At 36.6% G+C, this 15,052-nt stretch carries 22 protein-coding genes; 9 read left to right on the top strand and 13 right to left on the bottom strand.

Features of this window, described 5'->3' with window-relative positions; all coding sequences use genetic code 11:
• Position 1: 1 nt before the first annotated feature.
• The 3 genes from ACYQ0O_RS02350 to ACYQ0O_RS02340 form a co-directional block, all read right to left on the bottom strand.
• Positions 2-346 carry a hypothetical protein gene (locus ACYQ0O_RS02350; RefSeq protein WP_459890262.1) on the bottom strand — a complete coding sequence of 115 codons (345 nt, stop codon included), beginning with the start codon at positions 344-346 and terminating at the stop codon, positions 2-4.
• A 263-nt stretch (positions 347-609) separates the two neighbouring features.
• Positions 610-1,989, bottom strand: coding sequence for a multiheme c-type cytochrome (locus tag ACYQ0O_RS02345; protein WP_459890260.1), 1,380 nt, complete (start codon positions 1,987-1,989; stop codon positions 610-612).
• A 22-nt stretch (positions 1,990-2,011) separates the two neighbouring features.
• Positions 2,012-2,548, bottom strand: a complete 537-nt coding sequence (locus ACYQ0O_RS02340) for a cytochrome c3 family protein (protein WP_459890258.1) — start codon at positions 2,546-2,548, stop codon at positions 2,012-2,014.
• Positions 2,549-2,709: 161 nt separating this feature from the next.
• Between ACYQ0O_RS02340 and ACYQ0O_RS02335 the strand changes: the two genes are divergently transcribed.
• Positions 2,710-3,528, top strand: coding sequence for a DUF3786 domain-containing protein (locus tag ACYQ0O_RS02335; protein ID WP_459890256.1), 819 nt, complete (start codon positions 2,710-2,712; stop codon positions 3,526-3,528).
• 70 nt (positions 3,529-3,598) lie between these two features.
• On the opposite strand, the gene ACYQ0O_RS02330 is transcribed toward ACYQ0O_RS02335, so the two are convergent.
• The 10 genes from ACYQ0O_RS02330 to ACYQ0O_RS02285 all read right to left on the bottom strand — a co-directional run bounded on the left by ACYQ0O_RS02330 (position 3,599) and on the right by ACYQ0O_RS02285 (position 9,978).
• Positions 3,599-5,338 (bottom strand): methyl-accepting chemotaxis protein, encoded by a 1,740-nt coding sequence (locus ACYQ0O_RS02330; RefSeq protein ID WP_459890254.1) that lies wholly within the window; start codon positions 5,336-5,338, stop codon positions 3,599-3,601.
• A 272-nt stretch (positions 5,339-5,610) separates the two neighbouring features.
• A complete protein-coding gene (locus ACYQ0O_RS02325) occupies positions 5,611-5,811 on the bottom strand; it encodes a hypothetical protein (protein WP_459890252.1) in 201 nt (66 codons plus the stop codon).
• A 110-nt stretch (positions 5,812-5,921) separates the two neighbouring features.
• The gene (locus ACYQ0O_RS02320; RefSeq protein WP_459890250.1) at positions 5,922-6,659 is read right to left on the bottom strand and encodes a multiheme c-type cytochrome; all 738 of its coding nucleotides are present in this window, start codon (positions 6,657-6,659) and stop codon (positions 5,922-5,924) included.
• A 64-nt stretch (positions 6,660-6,723) separates the two neighbouring features.
• Complete coding sequence (locus tag ACYQ0O_RS02315) at positions 6,724-8,022, bottom strand: radical SAM protein (protein WP_459890248.1); 1,299 nt, start codon at positions 8,020-8,022, stop codon at positions 6,724-6,726.
• An 8-nt stretch (positions 8,023-8,030) separates the two neighbouring features.
• Entirely contained in the window at positions 8,031-8,375 is a 345-nt protein-coding gene (locus ACYQ0O_RS02310) for a ferredoxin-thioredoxin reductase catalytic domain-containing protein (protein ID WP_459890246.1), read from the bottom strand.
• Positions 8,368-8,616, bottom strand: coding sequence for a glutaredoxin family protein (locus ACYQ0O_RS02305; protein ID WP_459890244.1), 249 nt, complete (start codon positions 8,614-8,616; stop codon positions 8,368-8,370). Before ACYQ0O_RS02305 ends, ACYQ0O_RS02310 begins: the two co-directional genes overlap by 8 nt.
• A 17-nt stretch (positions 8,617-8,633) precedes the next feature.
• Complete coding sequence (locus ACYQ0O_RS02300; protein ID WP_459890242.1) at positions 8,634-8,981, bottom strand: cytoplasmic protein; 348 nt, start codon at positions 8,979-8,981, stop codon at positions 8,634-8,636.
• A 61-nt stretch (positions 8,982-9,042) separates the two neighbouring features.
• Positions 9,043-9,195 (bottom strand): rubredoxin-like domain-containing protein, encoded by a 153-nt coding sequence (locus ACYQ0O_RS02295; protein ID WP_459890240.1) that lies wholly within the window; start codon positions 9,193-9,195, stop codon positions 9,043-9,045.
• Positions 9,196-9,211: 16 nt separating this feature from the next.
• Positions 9,212-9,655, bottom strand: coding sequence for a flavodoxin domain-containing protein (locus tag ACYQ0O_RS02290; RefSeq protein WP_459890238.1), 444 nt, complete (start codon positions 9,653-9,655; stop codon positions 9,212-9,214).
• Positions 9,656-9,681: 26 nt separating this feature from the next.
• Positions 9,682-9,978, bottom strand: coding sequence for a hypothetical protein (locus ACYQ0O_RS02285; protein ID WP_459890236.1), 297 nt, complete (start codon positions 9,976-9,978; stop codon positions 9,682-9,684).
• Between the two features lie 152 nt (positions 9,979-10,130).
• Between ACYQ0O_RS02285 and ACYQ0O_RS02280 the strand changes: the two genes are divergently transcribed.
• From ACYQ0O_RS02280 to ACYQ0O_RS02245, 8 genes are all read left to right on the top strand, one after another.
• The gene (locus tag ACYQ0O_RS02280; RefSeq protein ID WP_459890234.1) at positions 10,131-11,102 is read left to right on the top strand and encodes an NAD(P)H-dependent oxidoreductase; all 972 of its coding nucleotides are present in this window, start codon (positions 10,131-10,133) and stop codon (positions 11,100-11,102) included.
• Between the two features lie 268 nt (positions 11,103-11,370).
• Positions 11,371-11,574: a hypothetical protein gene (locus ACYQ0O_RS02275; RefSeq protein WP_075068481.1), complete on the top strand. Its 204-nt coding sequence runs from the start codon at positions 11,371-11,373 to the stop codon at positions 11,572-11,574.
• Between the two features lie 16 nt (positions 11,575-11,590).
• Positions 11,591-12,166, top strand: coding sequence for a rubrerythrin (rbr, locus tag ACYQ0O_RS02270; RefSeq protein WP_459890231.1), 576 nt, complete (start codon positions 11,591-11,593; stop codon positions 12,164-12,166).
• Positions 12,167-12,196: 30 nt separating this feature from the next.
• Positions 12,197-12,577, top strand: a complete 381-nt coding sequence (locus tag ACYQ0O_RS02265) for a desulfoferrodoxin (protein WP_459890229.1) — start codon at positions 12,197-12,199, stop codon at positions 12,575-12,577.
• A gap of 11 nt (positions 12,578-12,588) precedes the next feature.
• Entirely contained in the window at positions 12,589-12,798 is a 210-nt protein-coding gene (locus ACYQ0O_RS02260; RefSeq protein WP_075068524.1) for a rubredoxin, read from the top strand.
• 23 nt (positions 12,799-12,821) lie between these two features.
• Positions 12,822-12,980, top strand: coding sequence for a rubredoxin (gene rd / locus ACYQ0O_RS02255; protein WP_075068480.1), 159 nt, complete (start codon positions 12,822-12,824; stop codon positions 12,978-12,980).
• A 68-nt stretch (positions 12,981-13,048) separates the two neighbouring features.
• Complete coding sequence (locus ACYQ0O_RS02250; RefSeq protein WP_459890227.1) at positions 13,049-13,720, top strand: DVU0298 family protein; 672 nt, start codon at positions 13,049-13,051, stop codon at positions 13,718-13,720.
• Positions 13,721-13,738: 18 nt separating this feature from the next.
• Complete coding sequence (locus tag ACYQ0O_RS02245; protein ID WP_459890225.1) at positions 13,739-15,049, top strand: cytochrome ubiquinol oxidase subunit I; 1,311 nt, start codon at positions 13,739-13,741, stop codon at positions 15,047-15,049.
• The last annotated feature ends 3 nt before the right edge of the window (positions 15,050-15,052 follow it).

The following is a 15,052-nucleotide window of genomic DNA, read 5'->3' as shown; positions in this document are numbered from 1 at the left end:
CTCATCTAATTTCATACCCATTTTCACAGCATCCTGCTGTCCAAGTCTGCAAAATGGTACCTGGACAAAATTTTACACTCCTAACACACATCCCAACAGCAGCTCCAGGACCCATCTCCAGCTCTTTCCACACTTTTTCTAGGTCCTGTTCATTCAGTCCCACAATAGCAAGTCTCTGTGCCCCAGTTACCTTAATTGCCTTTGCATTATATTTTTCAGCAACTTGAGCTATGTTTTTGAGGATCTCAGGGGTACAAATCCCCCCTGCCATATGGGGAACTATTGCATAGGTTTCTTTGTCTCTTTGCAGTATTGCTCCAAGATCCAGCCTGTCTTTTTTTGTCATCTACAACCTCCACTTTAACATTTTTAAATTCAACGGATTAAACTCAAGCAAATTAAATGCCAATTATCAGATTGCTAATAAATTACATACCCTTATAGCAACATCTATACCCTGGCAAAATGAACTTCTACCATCCATTGGTAATCCTCTCAACACCAATATTATTTTCTGGCAAAGGATCCAGCTAGCTCAAGGGAACACTACAAAAAAGGGATGTCTCAAAAAAAATGAGACATCCCTTTTTGTCTCAAGTAGAGACAAAACTATTTTTTAAAAATCTGGGGAGGTCTTGTAGTATCTCCACCTGTTCCAGGAAAGGATTCATATTTTTCAGCTTTTGTGCCACTGGATATGAGCCTATTTGCCTCTTGCATAAATTCATTAAAACGTTTTTTGCACTCATAAAATCCATGCCACCAGCTATAATCTGGTGCCATCATTGCAGCACCCATTCTAGCTCTTCTTCCTTCATGATGCCATAGTTCATAAAATTCCCATTCCAGCTTTTCATCAAAATACTTTGATTTATCTAACAGTCCCTTTTTATATAACTTAGAAAGCATGGCCTTTGCTGGTTTAAAATAATTTTCATTGTAGTTTTTCACCACCTGATCTAGCTTCACATAATGGTCATCAACCCAGCTCTTTGCATGACACTGCATACATATCTCTTTCATCTTATCCCTCTCCACCTTCCAATTGGTCTTTGCAGGAAAAGGTTTAAATTCTGAAGGTCTGATAGTTAAAGGTGCCTGGGTCTCCCAGGACAGACGTTCTGTTACATCATGGGTTGTGAGAACACTTCCAGCCCCTGACATATGACACGAGGCACATGTAGGTCCTCTAAAGTCAACCCCTGGTGTCCATGTGCCGGGAGCTGCATTAAAATTATATTCCTGTTTAAATGCATCATAGATATCTCCATGCTTGGACTCTTTGTATATTTCCATCTGGGGATGATCAGGGCCTAAGTGGCACTGGCCACATGCCTCTGGTCTCCTTGCATCTGCAACGGAAAATCTGTGACGCGTATGGCAACTTGTACAACTTCCAAAACTGCCATCTAAATTTAGTCGTCCAACTCCCACATTTGGCCAGGTGGACGGATCAGGCACACCCTCTTTATCCAGTTTTATAACAGTCCCATGACAGTAAAAACAACCTGCTGTCCTTTCCCAATCATTGTTCATACCCTGATTTAGCCATGGATCTAATTTCCAGATTATCTCTAAGGTATTTGCATGTTTACTTCTGGAATACTCTTTAGCCTCATCAGGATGGCATCTGGAACAATCCTTTGGTGTAACCACTGTAGCAATTGGGACGCGGTATTCTTTTCTCCCCCACTTTATGTCACTTCTCTCATATTGCTTAAAGTGTTTTTTATTCACATCAGGATCAACTGGATCTGCCCTGTGACAATCAATGCAGGAAATATTTGCATGGGCATGTCTTGAGTTTGCCCAATCAACAAAAATACCAGGGGTTTCTATTTTGTGACACTCAATGCACGCCTGTGCCTGTTTAGACATACTCCTCTCCAATCTAAATTCCTTGGCCTTGCTCACATTTTTGGCCCATACACTATTTGTTAAAAGACCAGTTATAACAATTAAAAAAACCCATTTTAACTTGCCTCTCATACCTTCCTCCCTTTTTTGATTTTTACATTTTGCTTAAATTATAATACGCCTTTTTATTGTGCACCAGATTCTGGTGACAGTCTGTACACTTTTTCTCGTAACCTTTCCTTGGATACAACACTGTCCTATGGGCAAGCATAGCACCCCTTTTATTACTCAAGTACAATATATTTCTGTGACACTTTTGGCATTGCTCATTTTTAATAGATGCATATGCCTTTTTTCTGTTTTCTCTGTGATTATATTCCTTGATTGGATCCTTATAACTTAAATGAACCAAAATATCTTTGATTCCATGGGTAGTCTTGGCAAAAAAGAAATTCCAGGTATCTTGTGGGGCGGGAAGGTGACAATCCATACAATCTGCAACTATCCCTTTTGAGTTAAAGGCATGGGCAGAGCTCTTCCAGGTATTATATGCATACTGAATCTCATGACATGAGGAACAAAAATGGGGAGTGGATGTCCTGACCATTGTATAATAAGTCATGCTAAAAAGAGGAAAACCTACAAAAATAGCAATAAACAGAACTAAAAGAAACCTCATAAATACCTTCATACCATGGCCTCCTATGGTTTGTACAAGAGTCTATATGTTAGTGTACACTATCCACTCCTTTATTTCAACAGAAAAAAAAATATTTTTGACCCAAATTTATCATTTTTTTTGGTATGTAATATGCTATAAAATTATTACCTTACTTCTCAGGGAGGTACAAAATGAAGATTTCACCAATAGATGTGTACAGAGATATTTTACCAAAGACAAATTGCAGGGAATGTGGAGAAAAAACCTGTCTTGCCTTTGCAGCCAAAGTGGTATCAGAAAATATCCCTTTATCAAAATGTCCCCACATTCCAAAGGATGTAATAGATAGGTATCAAAAAAAGCTGCACAAACAGCACAGCATGGGAATCTTTGCCAAAAGAAATCCTGCAAAAGATGCCCTGATCTGGGCAAGGGAGAGGGCAGCATCAACCAATATAGAGGATCTGCCTGATAGGATTGGGGGTGAAATTGTGGAGTTTAATGGCAAGAAGGCGTTAAAACTCCCATATTTCAATTTCCATGTATATATCACTGACAATGGAATCTTTTCAGACACAGGGGAAATGGAACACTATGAACAGGTATTTTTATACAATCACATAGCCCAAGGAGGAAGAAGGAACCCCACAGGGAAACTGGTTCCCTTTCATGAGCTTCCAAATACAGTATCCAAAATAAAATCTTTAGAAAAGCACATAAAAAAGCCACTTCAAGAGACATTTGAAGGAAGAGTGCAAGATCTGAAGAAAAGGGCTCTGGAGATTGGAGCTAAGGATGTAAGTCATGATTATTCCACATGTGATCTGGCCCTACTTTTTAGGCCACTTCCCAAGATTCCCATACTATTAATATACTGGGATAAAGAAGAAGGCGAAGATAATATGCCTGCCCAGGTGAATATTCTTTTTGATGAAACAATAATTGAACACCTGGACATTGAATCAATATTATTTTTACTTGAAAAACTGGTAGACTTATTAACTCAATAAAATTCTTTTAATCCAATAAAAAAAGGGGGATTTCAGTCCCCCTTCAAATATTATTCTTTCATATCCCATGTTATTCAGACAAGAGTTGTTCCACCATCTCTTTTAGTTCCCCTGACATCACCACAAATTGTTGAATTTCTCCCCTTATATCCTCTATATTATTTGTTGTAACATCTGAAATTTCATTTATTTCATTTATGGCCATGGTAATTTCATCACTTGCAGCAGACTGTTCTTCAGATGCAGTTGCAATTGCCCTGATCTGATCAGATATTGAAATTACTAGATTTACAATCTCTTCTAAAGCCTTTTTAGAGTCATTGGAAAGAGCTGTCCCCCTTGCAACAGATTCAGCTGCCTTCTCCATCTCCCTTACATCTTTTTTTACTTCTTCTTGAATTTCATTTATGGCATCTCCAACTTCCTTTGTGGCATTCATTGTCTTTTCTGCAAGCTTTCTCACCTCATCTGCAACAACAGCAAATCCCCTTCCAGCTTCACCTGCCCTTGCTGCCTCAATGGCAGCATTCAAGGCCAGAAGATTTGTCTGGTCTGCTATATCTGATATAACAGTCATTACCTGGGAAATACCATCTGCCTTTTCTTTTAATACATCCATATTGGCCTTTAATTTTTCCGTGAGAACATTTATCTCATTTATTGCACTTACTGCTTCATCCACTATTTTTGCACCTTTTTCTGCCTGAGTCCTTGCATTATCTGCGCTTTCTGCAGCTTGCGCAGCATTTTTTGCAACCTCTAACACTGTTGCGTTCATTTCTTCCATTGCAGTGGCTGTTTCTAGTACGCGCTGTTTCTGAATATTGGCACCTTCTGATACTTCATCTGCCTTTTGGGATAAGTCTTCTGATGCAGTAACAATTCTTTCTGACATCTCATTTATCTGATGTGCTGTCTGTCTGAGGATATTTTCATTTTCAACTGCCCTTTTCATTGCTTCTTCTGCTTCTATCCTAGCATTTTCTGCTTCCTTTGCCATAATTTCAGCCCTGTCTAATGCTTCCCTGGATCTAGTTATCTCCTCTTTGAGTTTTTCTACCATGGTATGTATAGCTGAATCTAGCAGCTTTATCTCATTCTCTTTTTTGTCAGACACATCTAAAGATTTATCTTCTCCAGAATATTCACTTGAAACCTGCTGTGCAAACATTGCAAGTTCTGAAACAGGAGATATTAAAGTCCTATCCATCCACCACCCAACAAAAAAGATTACAAATATTCCCAGAAAAATGCCAGCTATACAGATAACTTTTAACAGGGAGACCTTCTGATCTGCACTTTTTTGAAGCAAAAAAACCGCCTTATTCATTTCTTTTAACAAAGAAATATTCTTTGCAAGGACATGTTCAAATGCAGTCCGATCCCCATCATGTAAAATCTTTTCTACCTGTGTTTTAAATGGAATCCAGATGGCCTTTACTTTTTTAAGCTGGAGAAGGGCAGCCCCAGAGGCTGGAGGTAACATCTTCTTTGGTCCATCCAGTTTTAATGTAAGGGGTGCATAACCTGAAGAGATAAGGGCATTTAGTGTTACATCAAAAATGTTTTTGGTATTTTCCAGGGCCTTTTCTACTTCTTTCTCCCCAGATCCGCCGGTAGTGCGGAGATAGAAAAGATGAAGCACTTCTTTACTCATTTTCTGGGTAAGCATTCTCTGTCTGCCTGCAAGATTTATTACCAGGCCATCACTCTTTTGTTTATGCACCACAAAAAGGGTAGTTGCCACCAGCACTACCAAAATAGAAAACATACTCCCTAAGGAAACCAAAATTCTGGACCTGATACTCATAATCCTCTCCTCTCTATTTATTTTTTATTTTTATCTTCATAAACCATCTTGGGCCTCTGATAAATTATTTCCTTCTCCTATATAATAATTATTGGAAATAATAAATCGCCACTCATAAACGTCAATGTATTTTTCTCTGATAATTTCTTTTATTTTTTTATTATCAATATTAACTAATTCATTCTGTAAAATTTTTCAAGGGAATTATGAATTTAAAATTCACATAAGCCTATTCCAGAAGTAAGATATAGCTTGCCTCCATTTTTATAACTTTATTTCTTTAAACAAAATTTCTTTAATATTTCATCCAGATTTTTGTTTAACTGAAATCTGCCATTTGCAAAGACCCCATAGTCCCCACCACCAGACATGGCAGCAGAAAATCTTATTGAATTGGCATAAAATAGCCATAGCTCAGTCCATTTTTTCTCCATGGGCTCATCAAATATACTCTTATTTTTATTTAAACCCACAAGGACTCCCCTGTTCCAATAACCAATCATGGTTTTGGTTGCATTTGAAACTAACTGATTTGTTGTAAATATTACTTTATACAACCTATTAAAATAACTATTTACCCAACCTAATATACCTTATATACAGGGACATCTGGTCCTTTATGGCACTGGGCACATGAATAGGGCTTTCTTGCAATCTCCACAGAAAAACTGTGCCTGGGATGGAAACAGGTGCATGATCCCCTTGATCTATCTGGATTTAATCTACCAACTCCCTGATTTGGCCATCCCTCTAATTGTGGAAATCTTAGATCCCCAAACATGGTATTCCTTTGTTCCCAACCAGTCACCTCTATCCTGGTTCCGTGATAATAAAGACACGAATCACTTCTTATTATATCTTTCATCTCCATTGAGATTTGATTTCTGGAAATCCCCCTAAAATTGATATTCTTCTCGAGGTACTTATAAACCCTATTTTTCATTAAATTGTCATAAATAAAACTCATCATATTTTCTGAATACTGGGATGCCTCTGTTTTATGACACCTACTACAATCCCCTGGTGTTACTACAGTATGAATATTAAACCCATTGTGTTCAAATGCATCTTTGTGATTCTCATTGTTTTTTCCATGACATTCAAAACACCCAATCCCGGCTTTTGAGTGTTTACTACTTTTCCATGAACTAACAATACCTGGATAAATTGATCCATGACAGGAAATACAAGTAGCTGACTCATCACTCAATTTGCCAGATACAACCCCATTTATAAAAAACAAGATACACAGAAGCATTAAAACCAACAGACATTTTTTCACTCTACTACCCCGTGATTTAAGAATAGCAACTATATTCATACAAAAGCAACAAGATTATAATATTAATATAAAAGAGGTTAACATCCAATAAAAATTTATAAATTTAAGGAATCACATCTGTAAGTTTTGATAGATATCCTGAAGTTAAGTAAAATTTATCTGGAGTTAAATCAAATTTTTTAAGATAAGATCCTATCTCTCCCACCATATCCTTAACCATGGCAACATGGAGTCTCAGGACTTGACATATCTGCAATGTCCTTAAATCAGACCCAAGCAAGACCTGAACAGGACACCTTCCACCACAATAAGGCTCAATTCCACATATATTGCAACCAAGTGAATCTCTATACTTTATGAGATGAGATAAATCTAACTTTTCTAATATTGGGTTTCCTGTTTCATCAATTTGACCAATTTTATAATCCATAGGTAAATCAGCACAGGGCAATATCTTTCCCCCAACAATATCAAAATTTTCCATGAGTTCCACGCCACATCCACTATGCCCCCTTCTGTATCCAGTTAAAATATAGGTAATAAGTTCATTTAGATGAATTATGGGAAGAATCTGGCCTTTACTTAGATGTTCTTTTATATCATTTAAAACTTTCTCAAATTCATTTTCATACTTTAGTACATAGGACTGAAAATCTCTATATCCTTCATCTGCTTCAGCAAGGTGGTAGAAAAAATAATCAACCAGTTTAGCATCATATAATCTTTTAAATTGCACATAACAGTCAAGTAACGACTGTTCTTCTCTTAAAGTTGACCACATTATAACTTTACAATTATATCCAGACCTAAGATATTTTAAATTATCTATTATTTTTTTTAGATCAGTACCTCTTCTAAATGCATTATGCTGATTATTTGTACCATCAATGGAAATAGACACCAGCCATATATTATTAAAAAACTCTGGATAGTCATCTATAATCTTATCTATTAACATTCCATTTGTATAAACCATATATTTTATATTTTTGTCCTCATTTAATCCATTTAAATAATGAATTAAATCTATACATTTTTGTGGATCTAAAAGGGGTTCTCCACCATATAGGGCAACTACCACATCCTTAAAGTTTTTTTCCTTTATCAGGTTAAATACGCCCAAAGAATCCCTCTCTGGATCTACTTCAAAGTTGCTGAGTAAGCTGTATCTATTTTTTGAGGTAAGTTCTACATTTATACAACCACTACAATGTGCATTACACCTGCCAGTGATACTCACATGAACAAGTAAATAGTCTTTATCACAATTTAACATAGCATGAGGATCTACATCCAATGTTACAGAACCTGGATCTGATAAGTCACCATATTTGGGATGAATTATTTTATCTGCTTTTTCTGGAGTAAAAGATTTAATAAAATTCCGTATAGTTAAAGACATATGGAAAATCAAATACCTTTATTTTTTCTTCTCTCTGGTATACACACATCTTGAGTTAAACCTAAATTATATTCCTTGCTAACATAGAGTCCACAATAACATCTACCATACTCTTTTATATCCTGGTCCCTGTATGTACAAGGACATATAATGTCTCTGTCTTTTTCTCTATCTCCACATGCAAGTCTACAGGGACATGCCATGTATCCATATCTATTTTTGTTTACAAATAGGCCTTCCAGTAAGTCATATACAAGATTTTTGTCTTTATTAAACTCATATTTTCCATTATATCTGTGCTGAAGTATATTTTTTAGCGTATTATAAAGCTTCTCCACATCTTTCCTATCCACCTAATGCCTCCTCAATTTCTTTTTCCTTAAAACCAACAATTACCTTATCTCCAATTAAAATAGTAGGAAAGCTTAAGTCTGGATTATATTTCCTCACTTCATTTATAATTTCTTCCCTTCTCTCACCCTCAAGTAAATCCACATCAATAAAGTCAAATTCTATACCTTTTTTATGTAAAAATTTTTTGGTATTCTTGCAGTGTCCACATGTGCTAAAGGCGTATAAAAAAACTTTTTTCATATCTCCTGCCTTGTTTTTTAAAAAGTTATTACAGTGTATCCTTCTGATACATATCTTTCCATGGAAGGGTGCCCCATCATATCATTTAGTAAAGTTAGGCCTCTGTCCTTAACAATATCATAGGTGTTCATTTTTTTTGAACATGCCTCGCATACACCATCTATAATACCAGCATCTAAGGCCTTATTTGCCAATTTATAAAGCAAACTTTTTTCATCAAAAAATTCAGAAATAATTTTAGTTGCTTCTCCTTCAATAATAACTTTTACATTGTAACCTTTTTCTTTAAAGCTAAGACCATTTAAAAGCACATGTATAAAACACATGGGGTTTCCATTAAAGGCAAATAATGCTACTTTTTTCATTAAAAAACCTCCCCATTAAACAAAAAAAGGGGCCACATCTAGGCCCCCTTTTTTATCAAGGTTAAAGCCTTTTATCAGAACCATCACTCTTACAATCTGGTATGTAACAAGATACATCTACAAACTCACATTTTTGTTTACAGGATGGACACTGCTTTGGTGGAGTATCTGCCTGCAATGTATAACCACAATTTGTGCATTTCCATTCTGCCATTTTCTTTCTCCTTTTTTTATCCTAATTTTTTTCCAATTTCCCTACCATAGTCCTGACATACCTTAAGACCATCATCACTATTCAAAGTGGCATCTTTTAAACTTAATGGACCCAGATCTACTGTATCCATCTTAAAAACAAATTTCATTGTATCATATACCATTGGTGCAGCTTCTCCTGAATGGGTATATGAGCCAAAGGCACCACCAACTTTACCAACAAGATTTACATTTTCTGCCAGAAACAAAAACTGCTTCATACCTGGAGTCATGTCCCTATGGTAAGTTGGACAACCAAATACATATGCATGGTATCCTTCCATATCTTCTGGCTTTTTAATCTCTGAAATTTTCTTTACAACGGCTTCATGACCAGCTATCCTCACACCTTCTGCAATGTACTGGGCCATTTTTTCTGTATTTCCTGTTCTACTTCCATGCACTATTAAAACCTTTTTCATTCTAAATCCTCCTTTGTTTTTTGTTTTTACTTACACAAATTATTACTGCCTTTCTTTAATGAAGACAGAAGTTCAATTAACAGTTTTTCATTTACTTTTCTGTTTTTTACCTTTTTAGACATCCTCAATACTGTCTTTTTCCAATATGCATTATCCCTGCCAACTCTGAGGCAAATAATAGAATTGTCATGACATTGGTTACATCCAGAGTCATATATAACCTTTCCAATATCCTTTGCACTGGAACCTGAACTGGAACATGAAACAAGAAAAATCAAAACAAAATATAACCCCACTATTGTAATCAATAATTTAGATTTCATAAACACCACATCTCCTCTTTTCTTAACATCTTATAATCACTCTTGTTGGTTTAAAATTTGCATTTTTCTTGCCAACTTTATATATAGAAAAAAATTTAATGTTTTTTATTTAACAAACAGAAATAATTAATTCAACCCATAAGGAGAGGTTTATGAAACTACTTGGAATTCAAGGAAGTCCGAGACTTAAGGGGAACACCAGTGTGCTCTTGGATACCTTTTTAAGCAAAGCAGAAGAGATTGGGGCAAAAGTAGAAAAAATAGAAGTAGCCAAAGAGAATATTAAGCCCTGTATAGAATGTGGGTATTGTGATGAAAAAGGATACTGTTTTCAAGAAGATGATATGCAAAAAATTTATCCCGAGATCTGGGATTCAGACCTAATTATACTTGCAACTCCCATGTTTTTCTATGGTCCAACTGCACAGGTAAAGGCCCTAATAGACAGATCCCAGGCACTCTGGACACGAAAATATGTAAAAGGATTGGAAGATCCAGGGAGAAAACACAGAAAAGGTCTGTTTATGGGAGTTGGCGCCACAAAAGGGAAAAACCTCTTTGATGGCTCAAAATTAATCGCAAAATACTTTTTTGATGCTTGTGGTGCCTCATATCTAGACGATATTTGTGTGAGAAAAGTTGAAAAAGCAGGAGAAATAAATAATTTTCCTGAGGTGCTGGAAGATACGAAAAAAAAGGCAGAAGAGATTTGTAGTATGTATCTTAACAGAAAAAAAATAGTATTTGTGTGTAGAGAAAATGCATGTAGAAGCCAGATGGCATGGGCATTTTTTAAAAAATTTTATGGAAATGAGTTTGAAGTGTTCTCAGCAGGGTCTCAACCAGCCCAGGAAATAAACCCCAAAATGGTAGAGGCCATGGAAGATGTAGGAATCGATATGGCATATATAAAACCAAAATCTTTAAACAGACTACTGGAGGGACTTACCCCTGACTTTCTTGTCACCATGGGGTGTGAGGAAGAATGCCCATACATCCCTGGAGTGAAAAGAATAGACTGGGATATTGAAGACCCAGCAGACAGGGATATGGAGTTTATGAAAAAGACAAGAGGAATAATTTCAGACAAGGTTAAAAGCCTATATGAAGAACTTAAAGGATAAGAAGGTGTCTCAAACAAAAAATGAGACAAAGATGTCTCTAATATGAGAACACAGGATAATTAACAAAAAATAAAAACAACAAAGGTTGATAGTGTCTCATGAGACTCAGTGGCACCTTCCCTTAAAACAGGCAGTAAATCACAAATAATAAAAAGGGACCATATGACCCTCTTTTTATATAAGGAAAATATAACACTTTATACATGTTTTTTAATGGCACATTAGTTGCTAGTTAAGTAAACAACCAATTTCAATATCAGGATGTGATATGAAAGTTATGGAGAAAAATAACAACCAACTAGTTGATGAAAGGGAAAAATTAGATTATATATATCAGGTGGAAAAATTAATCAAAAACATGCTTGATTTATCCAACAAAGGAATTAATAAATTTAACAATGAAGATTTGCTTATCCTGTGTGGTCTTATTAGAGACTGTGCATTTAGAATAAAGAAAAAACTAAAAGATTAAAACGGAGGTTTAAAGTATGAGTAGTTTAAAAGGTACAAAGACAGAAAAAAATATTTTAACTGCATTTGCTGGTGAATCCCAGGCAAGGAATCGTTATACCTATTTTGCATCCCAGGCAAAAAAAGAAGGTTATGTTCAAATCTCAAAGATCTTTGAAGAAACAGCAAATCAGGAAAAAGAACATGCAAAAAGGCTCTTCAAGCTTTTAGAGGGCGGAGAAGTAGAGATTACTGGTTCATTTCCTGCTGGAAAGATTGGAACTACGCTTGAAAATTTAAAGGCAGCAGCTGAAGGTGAAAATTATGAGCATACACAGATGTATCCTGAATTTGCCAAGATTGCCAGGGAAGAGGGGTTTGAGGACATTGCAAAGGTCTTTGAGGCAATCGCTGTTGCAGAAGAGTTTCATGAAAAGAGGTATAAAAAATTAGCAGAAAATATTGAAAAGGGCATGGTATTTAAAAAAGAAGAAGAGGTTGTTTGGAGATGTCAAAATTGTGGATATTTACATAAGGGAAAAGAAGCACCAGAGGCTTGTCCAGCATGTGCACATCCAAGGGCACATTTTGAGTTAGTTTGTGAAAATTATTAAAAAGAAACCATAAAATAGGAGGATTTAAAAATGGCAGAAAGGTATCAAATTTATAAGTGTGATGTTTGTGGAAATATTGTAGCAGTACTCCATGGGGGAGCGGGACAACTTGTGTGCTGTAATCAACCAATGAATCTCTTAAAAGAAGGAGCTGTTGATGCAGCGTTGGAAAAGCATGTACCTGTTATTGAAAAAATAGATGGTGGTTACAAGGTAAAGGTAGGCAGCGTAGCCCATCCCATGGAAGAAAAGCACTACATTGAGTGGATTGAGCTCCAGGCCAATGGAACGTCCTACTATAAATTCCTAAAACCAGGAGATGCTCCAGAGGCAGTCTTTTTGATTGAGGCAGATAAAGTAGTAGCTAGAGAATATTGTAACCTTCACGGTCTTTGGAAGGCAGAAGCTTAAGGGATAAAAATATGGCAAGACCAGAAGAAATGTATCAATGTCAAACCACAAACTGTGGTTATATCTATAACCCTGACAAGGGGGATAGAAAAGGCAAAATCCCCAAAGGGACTAGTTTTAAGGACCTGCCTGATGATTGGAGGTGCCCAATTTGTGGCGCATCAAAGGATGCATTTAAGCCACTGGCTGGTCCAGGTTCAGTTTTAGAAGAAAACAAATAAAATGTAAAAGAAGGAGTAACAAGATGGAAAGATGGATTTGTGGAGTATGTGGATATGTATATGATCCAGAGAAAGGGGATCCAGACAACGGAGTTGAACCAGGAACAAAATTTGAGGACGTACCCGATGATTGGACATGCCCTGTATGTGGTGCGTCAAAAAGCGACTTTAGCAAAGAATAGATATATTCAATTAAAAGCCCCTCAAATCCGAGGGGCTTTTTAGATTCTTTAAAATAACAGTGTTAAAAATGAACTCAAGAAAAATAAAAAAAGCTGTACAAACCATTTTAGCTGAAAAAGGATATCCTGATTTTTTGGGGGATATCTTGTGTTATCCCTTAAAAAAAGTTATAGGAGCTCTTTTTTCCTGTCTAAATAGTAATAATGAAAAAATAAAATGGCATGCAATATCCTGTTTTGGAGAAGTATTAAGAGAAATTACAGATAAGGAACCAGATTATGGAAGGACCTTTATAAGACGCCTTATATGGATGCTTTGTGATGAATCAGGAGGAATTGGTTGGGGAGTTCCAGAGGTTATGGGAGAGGTCTTGTCTCAGGTGGAATTTCTCGCCACAGAATTCTCAACCATTTTAATATATCAGATAATAGATTTGCCAGGAAGGGCTGACCTTTTTTTGGAACATGAGCCCTTACGTAGGGGAGGTTACTTTGCAGTAGCTCGTTTCTCCCAGAAGTATCCGCATGAAGTTAAGAAATACTTAAATAACATCGTAGAATCCTTTGAAAAGGAAACAGATCTATATATTCAACTAATGGGGCTGTTACTCTTTAAAACAATTGGCTTTAGCTGGCCTGGAGCTAAAGATCTTGCACATAGAAAAGAAAGATTGACTGTGTATTGGGAACACAAATTTCAAGAATTTGTTCTAGGAGACATAGCCAAAAAACTTTTATAAAAATAAGGGAGGTCACTTATGGATGTTGTTTGGCTATCTAGGTTACAATTTGCTATGACCACTATGTTTCACTTCATTTTTGTCCCCTTAACCTTAGGACTATCAATACTTGTGGCAATTATGGAGTGGAAATATGTCTTGTCTGGGGATGAAGATTACAAACGTATGGCAAAATTTTGGGGAAAGCTCTTTTTGATAAATTTTGCCCTTGGGGTTGTTACAGGAATTACACTGGAATTTCAATTTGGCACCAATTGGTCCAAATATTCAGAATATGTAGGTGACATCTTTGGTTCCCTACTTGCCATTGAGGCAACGGCTGCATTCTTTTTGGAATCTACTTTTTTAGCTGTCTGGGTGTTTGGATGGGAAAAGCTCTCTCCCAAATTACATGCCCTGGCAATAACCCTGGTTGCATTTGCCTCAAATCTATCTGCTATCTGGATACTACTTGCAAACGGCTTTATGCAACACCCAGTTGGTTATGTAATCAGAAATGGAAGGGCGGAGTTAAAAAGTTTTAAGGCAGTTGTAACAAATGGATTTGCCTGGCAGCAAATTTTTCATACCTTATCAGCTGCATACGTTCTGGCGGGATTTTTTATCCTAGGGATATCCAGCTACCACATCTTAAAGAAAAATGAATTTAAATTCTTTGAAAAATCCTTTAAACTGGCATCGGTTTGGACATTTGTCCTTGCGCTGTTACTAGTATTTCAGGGACACATCCACGGAGGTGAGGTAGCACAAAAACAGCCAGCTAAACTAGCAGCCATGGAATCCCATTGGGAAACAAAAAAATGGGCACCCATGTATCTCTTTTTAATCCCTGATGAACAACATGAGAAAAATAAAATACAGATTTTGCCCCTTCCTGGTGTGTTAAGTATGCTTGCATATCACCATCCATCTGCAATGGTAAAGGGACTCAGGGACTTTCCGAAGGATGAAAGACCCCCTGTACTTCTAACATTTCTCTCTTTTAGAATTATGGTGGGACTTGGCTTTTTGTTCATATTACTTACCTTTTTTGCGTGGAAAGAGAGAAATAACTTAGAAAATAATCCCAGGGTATTAAAATATTTACCATGGGCCATCCCACTTCCATATATTGCCATTGAAGCTGGATGGGTTGTAGCAGAGGTTGGACGTCAGCCCTGGATAGTGTACGGCATGCTAAAGACATCCCAGGCTGCATCACCAATTGCAGGATCACAGGTCTATTTTTCACTTGTCCTCCTTACCCTGCTCTATGCCTTCTTGGGAGCTGTGGACATTTTCTTACTCTTTAAGTTCGCAAAAAAAGGTCCTGAACCAGTCACCAATTAAATA

Source organism: Desulfothermus okinawensis JCM 13304, from assembly GCF_054654515.1.
This window is presented reverse-complemented; position numbering and strand designations above follow the sequence as displayed.

Excerpts from the sequence above, each read along its gene's own strand:
- ACYQ0O_RS02350 (WP_459890262.1), bottom strand. The coding sequence starts at position 346 with ATGACAAAAAAAGACAGGCTGGATCTTGGAGCAATACTGCAAAGAGAC.
- ACYQ0O_RS02345 (WP_459890260.1), bottom strand. The coding sequence starts at position 1,989 with ATGAGAGGCAAGTTAAAATGGGTTTTTTTAATTGTTATAACTGGTCTT.
- ACYQ0O_RS02340 (WP_459890258.1), bottom strand. The coding sequence starts at position 2,548 with ATGAAGGTATTTATGAGGTTTCTTTTAGTTCTGTTTATTGCTATTTTT.
- ACYQ0O_RS02335 (WP_459890256.1), top strand. The coding sequence starts at position 2,710 with ATGAAGATTTCACCAATAGATGTGTACAGAGATATTTTACCAAAGACA.
- ACYQ0O_RS02330 (WP_459890254.1), bottom strand. The coding sequence starts at position 5,338 with ATGAGTATCAGGTCCAGAATTTTGGTTTCCTTAGGGAGTATGTTTTCT.
- ACYQ0O_RS02320 (WP_459890250.1), bottom strand. The coding sequence starts at position 6,659 with ATGAATATAGTTGCTATTCTTAAATCACGGGGTAGTAGAGTGAAAAAA.
- ACYQ0O_RS02315 (WP_459890248.1), bottom strand. The coding sequence starts at position 8,022 with ATGTCTTTAACTATACGGAATTTTATTAAATCTTTTACTCCAGAAAAA.
- ACYQ0O_RS02305 (WP_459890244.1), bottom strand. The coding sequence starts at position 8,616 with ATGAAAAAAGTTTTTTTATACGCCTTTAGCACATGTGGACACTGCAAG.
- ACYQ0O_RS02300 (WP_459890242.1), bottom strand. The coding sequence starts at position 8,981 with ATGAAAAAAGTAGCATTATTTGCCTTTAATGGAAACCCCATGTGTTTT.
- ACYQ0O_RS02295 (WP_459890240.1), bottom strand. The coding sequence starts at position 9,195 with ATGGCAGAATGGAAATGCACAAATTGTGGTTATACATTGCAGGCAGAT.
- ACYQ0O_RS02290 (WP_459890238.1), bottom strand. The coding sequence starts at position 9,655 with ATGAAAAAGGTTTTAATAGTGCATGGAAGTAGAACAGGAAATACAGAA.
- ACYQ0O_RS02285 (WP_459890236.1), bottom strand. The coding sequence starts at position 9,978 with ATGAAATCTAAATTATTGATTACAATAGTGGGGTTATATTTTGTTTTG.
- ACYQ0O_RS02280 (WP_459890234.1), top strand. The coding sequence starts at position 10,131 with ATGAAACTACTTGGAATTCAAGGAAGTCCGAGACTTAAGGGGAACACC.
- ACYQ0O_RS02275 (WP_075068481.1), top strand. The coding sequence starts at position 11,371 with ATGAAAGTTATGGAGAAAAATAACAACCAACTAGTTGATGAAAGGGAA.
- rbr (WP_459890231.1), top strand. The coding sequence starts at position 11,591 with ATGAGTAGTTTAAAAGGTACAAAGACAGAAAAAAATATTTTAACTGCA.
- ACYQ0O_RS02265 (WP_459890229.1), top strand. The coding sequence starts at position 12,197 with ATGGCAGAAAGGTATCAAATTTATAAGTGTGATGTTTGTGGAAATATT.
- ACYQ0O_RS02260 (WP_075068524.1), top strand. The coding sequence starts at position 12,589 with ATGGCAAGACCAGAAGAAATGTATCAATGTCAAACCACAAACTGTGGT.
- rd (WP_075068480.1), top strand. The coding sequence starts at position 12,822 with ATGGAAAGATGGATTTGTGGAGTATGTGGATATGTATATGATCCAGAG.
- ACYQ0O_RS02250 (WP_459890227.1), top strand. The coding sequence starts at position 13,049 with ATGAACTCAAGAAAAATAAAAAAAGCTGTACAAACCATTTTAGCTGAA.
- ACYQ0O_RS02245 (WP_459890225.1), top strand. The coding sequence starts at position 13,739 with ATGGATGTTGTTTGGCTATCTAGGTTACAATTTGCTATGACCACTATG.